Source organism: Pseudomonas kielensis, assembly GCF_014236655.1.
GTDB lineage: Bacteria > Pseudomonadota > Gammaproteobacteria > Pseudomonadales > Pseudomonadaceae > Aquipseudomonas > Aquipseudomonas kielensis.
The window spans coordinates 228026-242032 of sequence record NZ_JACMYG010000001.1 but is presented as its reverse complement, the minus strand read 5'-3'; the positions used below and the strand labels follow the sequence as shown (position 1 = coordinate 242032).

Annotated in this window: 11 protein-coding genes and 2 tRNA genes; 9 read left to right on the top strand and 4 right to left on the bottom strand. The window is 61.6% G+C overall.

From position 1 onward, the window contains the following. The first annotated feature begins 75 nt into the window (after positions 1-75). From H7995_RS01015 to H7995_RS01005, 3 genes are all read left to right on the top strand, one after another. A complete protein-coding gene (locus H7995_RS01015; RefSeq protein ID WP_185817832.1) occupies positions 76-1263 on the top strand; it encodes an ATP phosphoribosyltransferase regulatory subunit in 1188 nt (395 codons plus the stop codon). Positions 1264-1317: 54 nt separating this feature from the next. Then, positions 1318-2607 (top strand): adenylosuccinate synthase, encoded by a 1290-nt coding sequence (locus tag H7995_RS01010; RefSeq protein ID WP_166589835.1) that lies wholly within the window; start codon positions 1318-1320, stop codon positions 2605-2607. Positions 2608-2745: 138 nt separating this feature from the next. Continuing rightward, a complete protein-coding gene (locus tag H7995_RS01005) occupies positions 2746-4680 on the top strand; it encodes a methyl-accepting chemotaxis protein (RefSeq protein ID WP_166589836.1) in 1935 nt (644 codons plus the stop codon). 65 nt (positions 4681-4745) lie between these two features. On the opposite strand, the gene H7995_RS01000 is transcribed toward H7995_RS01005, so the two are convergent. The 4 genes from H7995_RS01000 to H7995_RS00985 all read right to left on the bottom strand — a co-directional run bounded on the left by H7995_RS01000 (position 4746) and on the right by H7995_RS00985 (position 7881). Beyond that, the gene (locus H7995_RS01000; protein ID WP_166589837.1) at positions 4746-6311 is read right to left on the bottom strand and encodes an ABC transporter permease; all 1566 of its coding nucleotides are present in this window, start codon (positions 6309-6311) and stop codon (positions 4746-4748) included. Beyond that, positions 6311-7321 carry an extracellular solute-binding protein gene (locus H7995_RS00995; protein WP_166589838.1) on the bottom strand — a complete coding sequence of 337 codons (1011 nt, stop codon included), beginning with the start codon at positions 7319-7321 and terminating at the stop codon, positions 6311-6313. The genes H7995_RS01000 and H7995_RS00995 overlap by 1 nt, the downstream gene beginning before the upstream one ends. Before the next feature lie 221 nt (positions 7322-7542). Further along, a tRNA-Leu gene (locus H7995_RS00990) sits at positions 7543-7629 on the bottom strand. A 165-nt stretch (positions 7630-7794) separates the two neighbouring features. Next, positions 7795-7881, bottom strand: a tRNA-Leu gene (locus tag H7995_RS00985). Positions 7882-8106: 225 nt separating this feature from the next. Between H7995_RS00985 and rnr the strand changes: the two genes are divergently transcribed. From rnr to rplI, 6 genes are all read left to right on the top strand, one after another. Continuing rightward, on the top strand, positions 8107-10737 hold the full coding sequence (gene rnr, locus H7995_RS00980; protein WP_166589839.1) for a ribonuclease R: 2631 nt from the start codon (positions 8107-8109) through the stop codon (positions 10735-10737). Next, entirely contained in the window at positions 10734-11501 is a 768-nt protein-coding gene (gene rlmB / locus H7995_RS00975; protein WP_095169564.1) for a 23S rRNA (guanosine(2251)-2'-O)-methyltransferase RlmB, read from the top strand. The genes rnr and rlmB overlap by 4 nt, the downstream gene beginning before the upstream one ends. Positions 11502-11816: 315 nt before the next feature. After that, positions 11817-12239 (top strand): 30S ribosomal protein S6, encoded by a 423-nt coding sequence (gene rpsF / locus H7995_RS00970; RefSeq protein ID WP_003217491.1) that lies wholly within the window; start codon positions 11817-11819, stop codon positions 12237-12239. Positions 12240-12267: 28 nt separating this feature from the next. Then, positions 12268-12498, top strand: a complete 231-nt coding sequence (gene rpsR, locus H7995_RS00965) for a 30S ribosomal protein S18 (protein WP_002551829.1) — start codon at positions 12268-12270, stop codon at positions 12496-12498. Positions 12499-12534: 36 nt separating this feature from the next. Further along, the gene (locus tag H7995_RS00960) at positions 12535-13428 is read left to right on the top strand and encodes a YybS family protein (protein WP_166589840.1); all 894 of its coding nucleotides are present in this window, start codon (positions 12535-12537) and stop codon (positions 13426-13428) included. A gap of 19 nt (positions 13429-13447) precedes the next feature. Then, complete coding sequence (gene rplI / locus H7995_RS00955; protein WP_095169562.1) at positions 13448-13894, top strand: 50S ribosomal protein L9; 447 nt, start codon at positions 13448-13450, stop codon at positions 13892-13894. The last annotated feature ends 113 nt before the right edge of the window (positions 13895-14007 follow it).

The following is a 14007-nucleotide window of genomic DNA, read 5'->3' as shown; positions in this document are numbered from 1 at the left end:
GCATGGGCCAGACATTTTCTGCTTCACTCAAGGCCGGCCGAGGGTTGGCCGCCCGGATCAAAGGGGAATGGCGTAATGGCAACGGTAGACCGCTGGCTGCTGCCAGATGGCATCGAAGAAGTACTGCCACCAGAGGCGGCGCGCATTGAAGTGGCGCGCCGTCAGGTGTTGGATCTGTTCCAGAGCTGGGGTTACGAGTTTGTCGTGACTCCCCATATCGAGTACCTGGAATCCCTGCTGATCGGTGCGGGCCAGGACCTGGATCTGCGCACCTTCAAGGTCATCGACCCGCAGTCGGGCCGGCAGATGGGCTTTCGTGCCGACATCACGCCGCAAGTGGCGCGCATCGATGCGCACACCCTGCGTCGCGAAGGCCCGAGCCGCCTGTGCTACGCCGGCAGTGTGCTGCATGCGCAGCCCCGCGCCTTGTCGACTTCGCGCAGCCCGATCCAGTTGGGTGCCGAGTTGTACGGCGATGCCAGCCCGAGCAGTGACGTCGAAGTCATCAGCCTGATGCTGGCCATGTTGCAACTGGCCGACGTGCCGGATGTGCACATGGACCTGGGCCATGTCGGTATCTACCGCGGCCTGGCCCGTGCGGCCGGTCTGTCCGGTGAAGTCGAGCAGCAGCTGTTTGACGCTTTGCAGCGCAAGGCCATCGACGAGGTCATTAACTTGACCGAAGGCCTGCCTGCCGACCTGGCGGGCATGCTGCGGGCGCTGGTCGACCTGTGTGGCGGTCGTGAAGTGCTGGCGGCTGCCCGTGAGCGCCTGGCCCAAGCGCCGGCGCCGGTACTGGCCGCGCTGGACGACCTGCTGGCGATTGCCGAGCGGCTGTCCGTGCGTTTCCCGCAGTTGCCGCTGTACTTCGACCTGGGCGAGCTGCGTGGCTACCACTACCACACCGGTGTGGTGTTCGCGGTGTTCGTGCCGGGTGTGGGCCAATCCATTGCCCAGGGCGGTCGTTACGACGACATTGGCGCCGACTTCGGTCGCGCCCGTCCGGCAACCGGCTTCTCCACTGATTTGAAAACCCTGGTGACCCTGGGGCGTGCTGAGATCGAGCTACCGTCTGGCGGTATCTGGATGCCTGACAGTACGGATGCGGCACTCTGGCAGCAGGTTTGCCAGTTGCGCAGTGAGGGTCAGCGTGTCGTCCAGGCATTGCCTGGGCAACCATTGGCCGCCGCCCGTGACGCGGACTGCGACCGGCAATTGATTCAGCAGAACGGGCTTTGGCAAGTATTGCCGCTGGCTTCTTGAGTTTTCCTGCCGGCCGCCGCCGGCACCAAGTTTGCGCGAATGAGGACAAGTGTTATGGGTAAGAATGTCGTAGTCCTGGGCACCCAATGGGGTGATGAGGGCAAAGGCAAGATCGTTGATCTGCTGACCGAACATGCTGCCGCCGTAGTGCGCTACCAAGGTGGCCACAACGCTGGCCACACGCTGGTGATCGATGGCGAAAAAACTGTCTTGCACCTGATCCCCTCGGGCGTGCTGCGCGAAGGCGTGCAGTGCCTGATCGGCAACGGCGTGGTGGTTGCACCAGACGCCCTGCTGCGCGAGATCACCAAGCTGGAAGAGAAAGGTGTACCGGTGCGCGAGCGCCTGCGTGTCAGCCCTTCCTGCCCGCTGATCCTGTCGTATCACGTAGCGCTGGACCAGGCCCGTGAAAAGGCCCGTGGCGAGCTGAAGATCGGTACTACCGGTCGCGGCATCGGCCCAGCCTACGAAGACAAGGTTGCACGTCGTGGCCTGCGTGTGGGCGACCTGCTCAACATGCCGCGCTTTGCAGACAAGCTGCGTGAACTGGTGGATTACCACAACTTCATGCTGGTGGGTTACTACAAAGAGCCAGCCATCGACTTCGACAAGACCCTGGCCGAGTGCAAGGAATACGCTGAGCTGCTGACCCCGCTGATGCTGGACGTGACTGCCGAGCTGCACGACCTGCGTCGCGCTGGCAAAGACATCATGTTCGAAGGCGCCCAGGGTTCGTTGCTGGACATCGACCACGGCACCTACCCGTACGTGACCAGCTCCAACACCACCGCCGGCGGCGTTGCGACCGGTTCCGGTGTGGGTCCGATGTTCCTGGACTACATCCTGGGCATCACCAAGGCCTACACCACGCGTGTGGGTTCGGGTCCATTCCCGACTGAGCTGTTCGACGAAGTCGGTGCGCACCTGGCCAAACAGGGTCACGAGTTCGGCGCGACTACCGGCCGTGCCCGTCGTTGTGGCTGGTTCGACGCCGTTATCCTGCGTCGCGCTATCGATGTGAACAGCATCTCGGGTATCTGCCTGACCAAGCTGGACGTACTCGACGGCCTGGAAACCATCAATATCTGCGTTGGCTACAAAGATGCAGAAGGCAACGACATTGCTCCGACCGACGCCGACAGCTACCTGGGCCTGCAGCCTGTGTACGAAGAAGTGCCAGGTTGGACCGAGTCGACGGTGGGTGCCAAAACCCTGGAAGAGCTGCCAGCCAACGCCCGTGCTTACATCAAGCGCGTTGAACAGCTGATCGGCGCGCCGATCGACATTATTTCGACCGGTCCGGACCGCAACGAAACCATCGTTCTGCGTCACCCGTTCGCTTAATAAGCTGTTGATGTAAAAAGCAAAGGGCCCTCGATAGGGCCCTTTGTCGTTTGTGCCTGCCGGGCGGCATGACCTTTGCTGTGCATATCCCTTCGAGCGTGCTATCAGTTTAATAGCATCCAAGTAGAGGGATTTTCTGTGTCGGCCGTTCTCTCACTGTTACAAAGCCGTTTATTGCGGCCCGTATTCGTTACCCTTGGTATCGCCCTTTTGGTGCAGGTACTGGTAGCGGTTGCCCTGACCCGGAGCACCGTGACCGCCCTGGAGGCGGATCTGGGGGTGCGTCTGGGTGCCGATAGCCAGAAGCTTTCGGGTGAGCTGGAGCAGGCTGGGCGCGAAGTTACTTCCAGCCTGGACAACCTCTCCACCAGCACCCGCCAGCGCCTGACGGCCGGCTTGTCTTCGCGACTCGAGGATGAGCAGGCGCAGCTGCGCGCCACCCTGGAAAAGGACCTCAAGGACTCGGCCAATGACATGGCCCAGCTCCTGGCCTCGGTCGCACCTCGCGCCATGTGGGACAGCGATGTTCCGACCTTGTCCGAGTTCGCCCGGCGCGCCCAGCGCAATCCCAATGTGCTGTTTGTGGTGTACGACGATGCCACCGGCCAGCACCTGACCCGCTACCTGAACCGGGAAAACCCGATCAACAAGGCCCTTTTGGAAAAGGGCCAGGGCGAGCGTGCCCTGGATAAAGTGCTGGATGCGGCCAAAAACGATCCGTCGGTGTTCTACGTCGAGGCGTCGATCAACCCCAACGGCGTGGAAATCGGCAAGGTCTTGATGGGCGTTTCCACGGCCTCGGTCGAGGCGGACCTGGCGGCGCTCGACAAGCGCTTCTCGGCGCTGATCGCCAGCAGCGATCAACTGGTCGGTGACAGCCTCAAGGGCGCCGCGGCCGACAGTGCGACAGCGATGCGCGCGCGCCTGCAGTCGGCGCAAGCCACTGCCAGCGAAATGCAGGCCAATACCACCACCACCGTACAAGAGGCCGCGGCGACCCTGCGCTGGCGGATCGGCATGGCGTTGGCCCTGGTCGGCTGTGGCGTGTTGCTGCTGCTCGCGGTGGTCCTCGGGCGGCGAGTCGTCAATCGCCTGAAGTTACTGATTGCGGCGATGGATGACCTGGCGGCAGGTGAGGGCGACCTGACCAAGCGCGTGCAGATCAACAGCCAGGACGAAATTGGCGACATGGCGTCGGCGGTCAATCGGTTTGTGGATAAGTTGCAGCCGATCGTTCGCGAGGCGGGCGACGTGGCCCAGCGCACAGGCGTGGAAATCGGCGCCATGAGCCAGCGTAACGCCGGGGCCGATGCCGCGGCGAAATCCCAGCGCGATGAAGTGGCGGAGAGCCTGCGGGCGCTGTCACAGATGGCGGACGAGGCGCAGGCTGAAAGTCATGCCATGCAGGCAGCCTTGCAGCAGGTGGTGGACATTCGCCAGGCGACCGATGAAAACACCCGAACCTCGGCTCAGGTCGGCAGCCTGATCGAGGCGCTGGCCGGGCAGGTCGATACGGGAGCCAAGGTGATCGAGCGGCTGGCCCAACAAAGCGAGCAGATCGAGGTGGTCCTGGAAGTGATCCACGGGATCGCCGAGCAGACCAACCTGCTGGCCCTCAATGCCGCGATCGAAGCGGCGCGGGCCGGTGAGACCGGGCGTGGCTTCGCGGTCGTGGCGGATGAAGTGCGGGCGCTGGCGAGCAAGACGCAAAGCTCCACCGGCGACATCCAGGCGCACATCGGTGCCTTGCAGCAGGGCGCCCGTGAAGCGGTGGCGGCGATCGGTCAGGCGGGGCGCCAGGCCAACGAAGGGTTGCTGGTATTGCGCGACAGCGCGCGGCTGCAACAGTCGGTGCAGGTCTCTGTCGAGCAGGTGCATGCGGCCATCGGCCTGGCGACCCAGGCGGCGGCGCACCAGGCCAAGGGCGCGCAAGCGGTGCGTGGGCGGGTGCAGACCATCCATGCCCAGGCCGAGAAAGCGGCCCAGGCGGTGGTGGAGACCACGGCCAGTGGCAAGGTGCTGGATGGGTTGGCGGCGCAGTTGAAAGCCAGCTTGGGGCAGTTCCGGGCTTGATGCCGGGTATCGGCAGCCGCTATCGCTAGCGGCTGGCTCCCACGGGCCTGCTCGCGAGGGCAGGCTCAGCGACTCAGATACATCCGGGTAGTCAGCAGATACACCGGCAACCCCGACACCAGAATCAGCAGCGCCGCATAGGGCGCTGCTGCCGCAAATTCGACATTCGCAGTGTGGGCCCAGACCTCGGTGGCCAGGGTGTTGAGTCCGGTCGGGCTGAGCAGCAGGGTCGCCGTCAGCTCTTTCATCGCATCGAGGAACACCAGGGCAAAGGCTGCGCCCAGCGCCGGGAAGATGATCGGCAGCGTCACTCGCACAAAGGCGCTGAATGAGGAGGCGCCTAGGGTGCGGGCGGCCTCTTCGAGTTGCGGAGCCGCCTTGTTCAGGGCCGTGCGGATCGGCGCCTGGGCCAGCGGCAGGAACAGCAAGGCATAGGCGATCAGCAGCAACCCCGAGGTCTGGTACAGCGCCGGCACATAGTGCAAGGCGAAGTACACCAGCGTCAGGGCAATCACCAGGCCGGGCAGCGCGTGCAGCAAGTACGGCAGGCGTTCTGCCCAGAGCGCCAGGCGGCCCTTGTAGCGAACCACCAGCAAACCCACGGGCACCGCCAGCACCAGGCACAGCGCCGCGCCGCCCAGGGACAGGGCCAGGGATGACAGCAGCGCTTCGCTGATGGCCGCCATCGGGAAGGCGGCCGAGGAGCCCACCGCCAGCCAGTACCCGAGCATGCCCAGGGGAATGCCGCTGCCGACAATCGCCAGCAACAGGCAGTAAAGCTGGCCGAGCGGTGCCAAGGCGCCCAGGCGAACCTGCTCGGCATGCCGCGCCGCGCCCTGGCCGATCCGCACGTGACGGCCCTTGCCACGCACCCGCAGCTCCAGCCACAACAGCACCAGGCACAGCGCCAGCAGCACGGCAGAGAGCATGGCTGCGTTGGCGTTGCTGAATTCCAGCTCGAACTGTTGATAGATCGCTGTGGTGAAGGTTTGCAGGCCGATGATCGACAGGGCGCCGAATTCCACCAGCATGTGCAGGGCAATCAGCAGCGAGCCCGCCAGCAGTGAGGGCCAGAGCAGGGGCAGGGTGATCTTGAAGAACACGCCCCAGCGGTTCAGGCCCAGGGTGCGGGCCGATTCCTCCAGGGCGGGGTCGAGATTGCGCAGAGTCGCGGCCACCGGCAGGAAAATCAGCGGGTACTTGGACAGGCTCATCACCAGGATCGCCCCGCCCAGGCCTTCAAAGCTGGAGCTCAGGGAGACCCAGGTAAAACTGCTGACGAAGGCCGGGACGGCAAACGGCAAGCACAGAATCACCCCCCATACGCGCCGCCCCCGCAGGTTGCTGCGCTCCAGCAGCCAGGCCAGCGACAGGCCGACCAGGGCGCAGGCCAGCGTGACGCCGATCATCAGCAGCAGGGTGTTGCGCAGCAGCCCGAACACATAGGGCCGCCAGAGCAGATGCACCGCCTGCGCCCAGCCGGCCTGCCAGGCCTTGAGGCCGACATACAGCAGCGGCAACAGGCTCAGGCAGACCAACAGCAGCACCGGCAGCAGCAGCCAGATCGAAGGCCGTTTGCGCCGCGGTACATAGGCTGCGCGCGAGGCGGAGGCGGGCAGGGAGGCGCTCATCAGTTCAAGCCAACTTCACGTTCCAGTTCCAGGGCTTCCTCGGCATTGCCCAGGTCGGCCGGGGTGACTTTCGGCGCTTGCAGTTCGTTGAACGGTTTGAGTCCGCGGTCAGACGCCATGCCTTTATGCAGCGGGTACTCGGCGGTGGTCTGGGTGATCACGCGCTGGCCCTCTTCGCTGGCCATGTAGGCGAGCAGTTGCTGGGCTTCTTGCGGATGCTTGCTGGACTTGAGCACGGCAGCGCTGGAAACGGTGATCAGGCCGCCCACGTCGCCGTCGCTGAAGTAGTACAGTTTCGAGTCGAGCTGGCCTTTTTCCCGTTGCAGGGCGAACCAGTAGTAGTTGTTCACCAGTACCGTGGCCACTTCACCGTTTTCCACGGCCTTGAGGGCAACCATGTTGTTGCTGTAGGTCTTGCCGAACGCGCGCAAACCGGTGAGCCATTCTTCGGCTGCATCCATGCCGTGCACTTTGATGATCGCCACGGCCTGCTCCTGGAACGCGCCGCTGGTGGGGACGAACCCGACCTTGCCTTGCCATTTCGGATCGGAGAACGCCATCACCGATTTTGGCAGGTCTTTTTCGTCGATCAGTTTCGGGTTGTAGGCCACCACGCGGACGCGGGCGGTGACGCCGATCCAGGTGCCATTGCTGGCCACGTAATCCTTGGGCAGTACCGCCAGCGTGGCATCGTCGGCCTTGGCCAGCAGGCCTTGTTCGCCCAGCTTGTTCAGCGGCGGCGATTCTTCGGTGTAGATCACGTCGGCGGGGGAGCGGTCGCCTTCTTCCACGACCTGGCTGGCAAGCTGGTTGCTGCTGCCTTTGCGCACGTTGACGTGAATCCCGGTCTTGGCTTCGAAGGCTTTGGCGACGGCATCGCCGACTTCCTTGTGCTGGCCGTTGTAAAGCGTCAGGGAAACCGGATCGGCCGCCTGGGTAAGTGGGCAGGCCAGGGCCAGCCCCAGCAGCGTGAAGGTCAGGCCGCGGCGCAGGGTATTTCGAAGCATCATTCGCAGGGTTCCTCACTGTCGCATTGCAAAAACTTGAAACAATCATAAACGATATTGTTTCTCAAGTGCGCCTTGCGAGGAGATGGGGGCTCTGGTAGGGGGGGGGGGCGGCCTGAGGTCGCTGCCGCAGAGATCGCGGGGCGTTTTCAACGGCCGGAAACGCAAAAACCCGCTTTCGCGGGTTTTTGTGAGATTCAAGATCATCGACCTTGAATTTGAATTGGTGCCCAGAAGAAGACTCGAACTTCCACGACCTTGCGGTCACCAGCACCTGAAGCTGGCGTGTCTACCAATTTCACCATCTGGGCAGTATCGACAACGTTGCCGCTGTTGATGTGGCGCACTATACGGAGCGCTGTTTGATCTGTAAACCCCTGATTTAATAAAATTAAATCAAACCGCTAAAATGCAAAAACCCGCTTTCGCGGGTTTTTGTGTGAGCCTTGAAATTGAACTAATCTCAAGCTCGTAATTGGTGCCCAGAAGAAGACTCGAACTTCCACGACCTTGCGGTCACCAGCACCTGAAGCTGGCGTGTCTACCAATTTCACCATCTGGGCAGTATCGGCAACGCTGTACGTCGTCGATGGCGCGCACTATACGGAGCGTCCTTTTAACTGTAAACCCCTGATATCAAAAAAACAGGGAAAATTTTGCGAATACTGCCGGGTGGTCGGATTCCGGCGGCAGGAAAGGGCATTTACGGCGTTCAGTAGCCTGAAATTTCCCGTTTCATTACGCCTATGCCAAACTAACCCGCATATAGACAAGGTGAAAACTCTCTAATGGCCGATTGGCAGTCCCTCGATCCCGAGGCCGCTCGTGAAGCGGAAAAATATGAAAACCCTATTCCTAGCCGCGAACTGATCCTTCAGCACCTTGCTGATCGAGGTTCGCCTGCTAACCGCGAGCAACTGGTCGAAGAGTTTGGTCTGACCACGGAAGACCAGATCGAAGCCCTGCGCCGCCGCTTGCGCGCCATGGAGCGCGACGCTCAACTGATCTACACCCGTCGTGGCACCTACGCACCGGTGGACAAGCTAGACCTGATCCTTGGCCGCATCAGCGGTCACCGTGACGGCTTCGGCTTCCTGGTACCGGATGACGGCAGTGACGACCTGTTCATGAGCCCGGCGCAAATGCGCCTGGTGTTCGACGGCGACCGTGCCCTGGCGCGCGTGTCCGGCCTGGATCGTCGCGGGCGTCGCGAAGGCATGATCGTCGAGGTGGTGTCGCGTGCTCACGAAACCATCGTCGGCCGCTACTTCGAAGAAGGCGGCATTGGCTTTGTCGTCGCCGACAATCCGAAGATCCAGCAGGAAGTGCTGGTGACCCCGGGCCGCAACGCCAACGCCCAGATCGGTCAATTCGTTGAAGTGAAGATCACCCACTGGCCAACCCCACGCTTCCAGCCGCAAGGCGACGTGGTCGAGGTCGTGGGTAACTACATGGCGCCGGGCATGGAAATCGATGTCGCCCTGCGCACCTACGACATTCCTCATGTCTGGCCAGAGGCGGTCCTCAAGGAAGCGGCCAAGCTCAAGCCAGAAGTCGAGGAGAAGGACAAAGAGAAGCGCATCGACCTGCGCCATCTGCCGTTCGTCACCATCGACGGCGAAGATGCCCGCGACTTCGATGACGCCGTCTACTGCGAGTCCAAGCCCGGCAAGCTGCGTCTGTTCTCCGGCGGCTGGAAGTTGTACGTGGCGATTGCCGACGTTTCCAGCTACGTGAAGATCGGTTCGGCCCTGGACAACGAGTCCCAGGTTCGCGGCAACTCGGTGTACTTCCCCGAGCGCGTGATCCCGATGCTGCCTGAGCAGCTGTCCAACGGCCTGTGCTCCCTGAACCCGCATGTCGATCGTCTGGCCATGGTTTGCGAGATGACCATCTCCAAGTCCGGCGAAATGACCGACTACTGCTTCTACGAAGCGGTGATCCACTCCCATGCCCGCCTGACCTACAACAAAGTCAGCGCGATGCTGGAAACGCCGAAACTCTCCGAGGCGCGCCAGCTTCGCGGCGAGTACAACGACGTCCTGCCGCACCTCAAGCAGCTCTACTCGCTGTACAAAGTGTTGCTGGCCGCTCGTCACGTGCGTGGCGCCATCGATTTCGAAACCCAGGAAACCCGAATCATCTTCGGTTCCGAGCGCAAGATCGCGGAAATCCGCCCGACTGTGCGTAACGATGCGCACAAGCTGATCGAGGAGTGCATGCTGGCGGCCAACGTGGCCACCGCCGAGTTCCTCAAGAAGCACGAGATTCCTGCCTTGTACCGTGTTCACGATGGCCCGCCACCGGAGCGCCTGGAAAAACTGCGCGCCTTCCTCGGCGAGCTTGGCCTGTCCCTGCACAAAGGCAAGGACGGTCCATCGCCGAAGGATTACCAGGCCTTGCTGGCCGGCATCAAGGATCGCCCGGATTTCCACCTGATCCAGACGGTCATGCTGCGCTCGTTGAGCCAGGCGGTGTACAGCGCGGACAATCAGGGCCACTTCGGCCTGAATTACGAAGCCTATACCCACTTCACCTCGCCGATCCGCCGTTACCCGGACCTGCTCACGCACCGGGCGATTCGCAGTGTCATCCACTCGAAAATGAACACCCCGCACGTCAAGCGTGCTGGCGCGATGACCATTCCGAAAGCGCGGATCTATCCGTACGACGAAGCGACGCTGGAGCAGCTCGGCGAGCAGTGCTCGATGAGCGAACGCCGCGCCGACGAAGCCACTCGTGACGTAGTGAACTGGCTCAAGTGCGAGTTCATGAAAGATCGCGTAGGTGAGTCGTTCCCGGGCGTGATCACTGCCGTGACCGGTTTTGGCCTGTTCGTCGAGCTGACCGATATCTATGTCGAAGGTCTGGTCCACGTTACCGCATTGCCGGGCGACTACTACCACTTCGACCCCGTGCACCACCGCCTGGCCGGTGAGCGTACCGGTCGCAGCTTCCGCCTCGGCGACACCGTCGAAGTGCGCGTGATGCGGGTTGACCTGGACGAGCGCAAGATCGACTTCGAGATGGCGGAAAAAACCATCAGCGCGCCGATCGGCCGCAAGAAGCGTGGCAGCGAAACCGCCGCTCCGGCTGCCAAGACCGCCGCAGAGCCGGCACCGGCGAAAACCGGTCGTCGTGGTCCTGCCAAGGAAAAGGCCGTCGAAGCCTACCGCCCAAGCGATGCCGCGGCGAAAAACGCCGAAGTGCGCAAGAGCCGGGAAATGAAGCAGGCGTTGCTGGCCGAAGCGAAAAGCGGTGGTAAAGCGGCGTCTGGGGGAAAGACCGGACGGTCGGCGCCTGAAAAGGCCACCGGCGGCAAGCCAGCCAAACCGAGTAAACACCGTAAGGGTCCGCCAAAAGCGGGCTCGGCTCCAGCCAAAAGCGGCGGGGCACGTAAACCTAAGGCCAAGTCATGAGTCAGTTGGAAAAAATCTACGGCGTGCATGCGGTAGAAGCATTGCTGCGTCACCACCCGAAACGCGTCAAGCAGATCTGGCTGGCCGAAGGCCGCAGCGATCCGCGGGTGCAGACGCTGATCGAACTGGCCAGCGAAAACCGCGTTGCGGTCGGCCAGGCCGAGCGTCGTGAGCTGGATGCCTGGGTCGAGGGCGTGCACCAGGGCGTGGTCGCGGACGTCAGTCCGAGCCAGGTCTGGGGCGAGGCCATGCTCGACGAGCTGCTGGACCGTACCGAAGGCGCGCCGCTGTTGCTGGTGCTCGACGGTGTGACCGACCCGCACAACCTCGGTGCCTGCCTGCGCTCGGCCGATGCGGCCGGTGCGCTGGCGGTGATCGTGCCCAAGGACAAGTCAGCGACCTTGACCCCGACTGTACGAAAAGTAGCCTGTGGCGCCGCGGAAGTGATTCCGTTGGTGGCTGTGACCAACCTGGCGCGCACCCTGGAAAAACTCAAGCAGCGTGGCTTGTGGGTGGTCGGTACGGCGGGCGAAGCCGAGCAGAGCCTGTACCAACAGGACATGACCGGCCCGACGATCCTGATCATGGGCGCCGAAGGCAGTGGCATGCGTCGCCTGACCCGTGACCTGTGCGACTACCTGGTGCACTTGCCGATGACCGGCAGCGTGAGCAGCCTCAACGTGTCCGTGGCCACCGGCGTCTGTCTGTTCGAAGCCCAGCGTCAGCGCAGCGTAAAAGCTGCCGGGACCGGCAAAAAGTCCTGAGCTGTTGCAGACCCCTTGTAGGGACGAGCTTGCTCGCGATGACGGAGTAACATTCAGCAAAAGTGTTGAAGGTGAGCTCCCTTCGCGAGCAACCTCGCTTCCACAGGGGGTTTGGGGTGTCGCGCAAATGAGCGCGCAAACGAACTGTTCAAATATTCACCAATATCCTTGCACCTCTCCTGTCCCTTCTCTACAATTGCGCCCCTTGCTGTGACGGCAGGCACGCATGTGTCTATCGCAAGCAAGTCCATAAGTGTCATTCACTCCTTGTCTGACCGCTTTTGAGCGGCAGGCTACAACCCGTAAGGAGCATTCATGCGTCATTACGAAATCATCTTTTTGGTCCACCCGGATCAAAGCGAGCAAGTCGGCGGCATGGTTGAGCGTTACACCAAGCTGATCGAAGAAGACGGCGGCAAAATCCACCGTCTGGAAGATTGGGGCCGTCGTCAACTGGCCTACGCAATCAACAATGTTCACAAGGCTCACTACGTGATGCTGAACGTTGAGTGCACTGGCAAGGCCCTGGCCGAGCTGGAAGACAACTTCCGCTACAACGATGCAGTGATCCGTAACCTGGTCATCCGTCGCGAAGAAGCCGTTACCGGCCAATCCGAGATGCTCAAGGCTGAAGAAAACCGCAGTGAGCGCCGTGAGCGTCGCGACCGTCCTGAGCACGAAGGCGCCGAAAGCGCTGATAGTGATGACAGCGACAACAGCGATAACGCTGACGAGTAATCCACGGACCTTTTAAGGAGCCTATCAAATGGCACGTTTCTTCCGTCGTCGTAAATTCTGCCGCTTCACCGCTGAAGACGTGAAAGAGATCGATTACAAAGATCTCAACACTCTGAAAGCCTACGTATCCGAGACCGGCAAAATCGTTCCAAGCCGCATCACCGGTACCAAAGCACGTTATCAGCGTCAGCTGGCCACCGCTATCAAGCGCGCCCGCTTCCTGGCCCTGCTGGCCTACACCGACAGCCACGGCCGCTGAGACCGGGCAGTCGACACGTAGCAAAGGATTGAATGCATGCGTGCCATAGCTGAGTTCATCATGCGCGGCCGTATGCAGGCCACTCTCGTAGTGGCCGGATGCGCGGCATTGCCGTTGTTATATTGGTTGGGTGCTGCCGCCGGGAGCCTGGTGCTGCTGCGGCGCGGATTGAAGGACGCCCTGGGCGTCCTTGCTCTGGGGATGCTGCCAGCCTTGATTTGGTGGCTGTATTCCGATGATCCACGGGCACTCATGGTGCTGCTGGGATCCTCGGGCCTTGCGTTGGTTTTACGCGCAAGTGAGTCCTGGAACCGCACGCTGCTGGTCAGCGTAGCGATGGGAGTGGTGTTTTCGGTGGTGCTGGGTGCGGTTTACCGCCCTCACATCGAGATGCTGGCACAGGAACTGGTCAAGATCCTGCCGCTGGCCCTCGGTGACCTCTACCAGCAATTGTCGGTAGAGGAGCGAGCGCGTCTCGCCGCCCTGATTGCACCGGTCCTGACTGGCCTGATAGCGGCCTTGTTGCAAATCGTCAGTGTGCTGAGCCTGATTGTCGGGCGCTACTGGCAGGCGTTGTTGTACAACCCCGGTGGTTTTGGTCGCGAGTTTCGCGCCATCCGAATCCCGCTGGGGCCGGCGATGTTGCTGCTGGCGTGCATGCTTCTGGGGCCGAACTTCGGTACCCAGATGGCCATGTTGACGCCGTTGTGCAGCGTACCGCTGGTGTTCGCCGGGCTGGCCCTGATTCATGGGCTGGTGGCTGAAAAGCGACTGGCCAAGTTTTGGCTGGTGGGGTTGTACGTAACGCTGTTGCTGTTTATGCAGCTGATCTATCCGTTGCTGGTGGTCCTGGCCATTGTCGACAGCCTGATTGATTTTCGCGGTCGTTTGACGCCGAAAGACGTCGATAGCGCGAACGGTGAAGGTTAAAAGTTAAGAGGATTTTCACATGCAACTGATCCTTCTGGAAAAAGTCGCCAACCTGGGCAACCTGGGCGACAAAGTGAACGTTAAGGCTGGTTACGGCCGTAACTACCTGCTGCCTTACGGCAAAGCTACCGCTGCGACCGCTGCCAACCTGGCTGCGTTCGAAGAGCGTCGCGCTGAGCTGGAAAAACTGGCTGCAGACAAAAAAGCTTCGGCTGAAAGCCGCGCTGCCCAACTGGCTGAGCTGGAAGTGACTATCACTGCCACCGCCGGTGACGAAGGCAAGCTGTTCGGTTCGATCGGTACTCACGACATCGCTGATGCACTGACCGCCTCTGGCGTTGAAGTTGCAAAAAGCGAAGTTCGTCTGCCGAACGGCACCATCCGCAACGTAGGTGAATTCGACGTAGCCGTGCACCTGCACGCTGAAGTTGAAGCCACCGTACGCGTTGTCGTGGTAGCAGCTTAAGCAGCACTTGTCGGCTGGCACCCTCGGGTGCTTGCCGGTAACATCGGGCACGATCCTGTTTACAGGTCGTGCCCTTTGTCTTTCTGCAGTTCCTGATTTTCTACAACCTAATT

Excerpts from the sequence above, each read along its gene's own strand:
- H7995_RS01015 (WP_185817832.1), top strand. The coding sequence starts at position 76 with ATGGCAACGGTAGACCGCTGGCTGCTGCCAGATGGCATCGAAGAAGTA.
- H7995_RS01010 (WP_166589835.1), top strand. The coding sequence starts at position 1,318 with ATGGGTAAGAATGTCGTAGTCCTGGGCACCCAATGGGGTGATGAGGGC.
- H7995_RS01000 (WP_166589837.1), bottom strand. The coding sequence starts at position 6,311 with ATGAGCGCCTCCCTGCCCGCCTCCGCCTCGCGCGCAGCCTATGTACCG.
- H7995_RS00995 (WP_166589838.1), bottom strand. The coding sequence starts at position 7,321 with ATGATGCTTCGAAATACCCTGCGCCGCGGCCTGACCTTCACGCTGCTG.
- rnr (WP_166589839.1), top strand. The coding sequence starts at position 8,107 with ATGGCCGATTGGCAGTCCCTCGATCCCGAGGCCGCTCGTGAAGCGGAA.
- rlmB (WP_095169564.1), top strand. The coding sequence starts at position 10,734 with ATGAGTCAGTTGGAAAAAATCTACGGCGTGCATGCGGTAGAAGCATTG.
- rpsF (WP_003217491.1), top strand. The coding sequence starts at position 11,817 with ATGCGTCATTACGAAATCATCTTTTTGGTCCACCCGGATCAAAGCGAG.
- rpsR (WP_002551829.1), top strand. The coding sequence starts at position 12,268 with ATGGCACGTTTCTTCCGTCGTCGTAAATTCTGCCGCTTCACCGCTGAA.
- H7995_RS00960 (WP_166589840.1), top strand. The coding sequence starts at position 12,535 with ATGCGTGCCATAGCTGAGTTCATCATGCGCGGCCGTATGCAGGCCACT.
- rplI (WP_095169562.1), top strand. The coding sequence starts at position 13,448 with ATGCAACTGATCCTTCTGGAAAAAGTCGCCAACCTGGGCAACCTGGGC.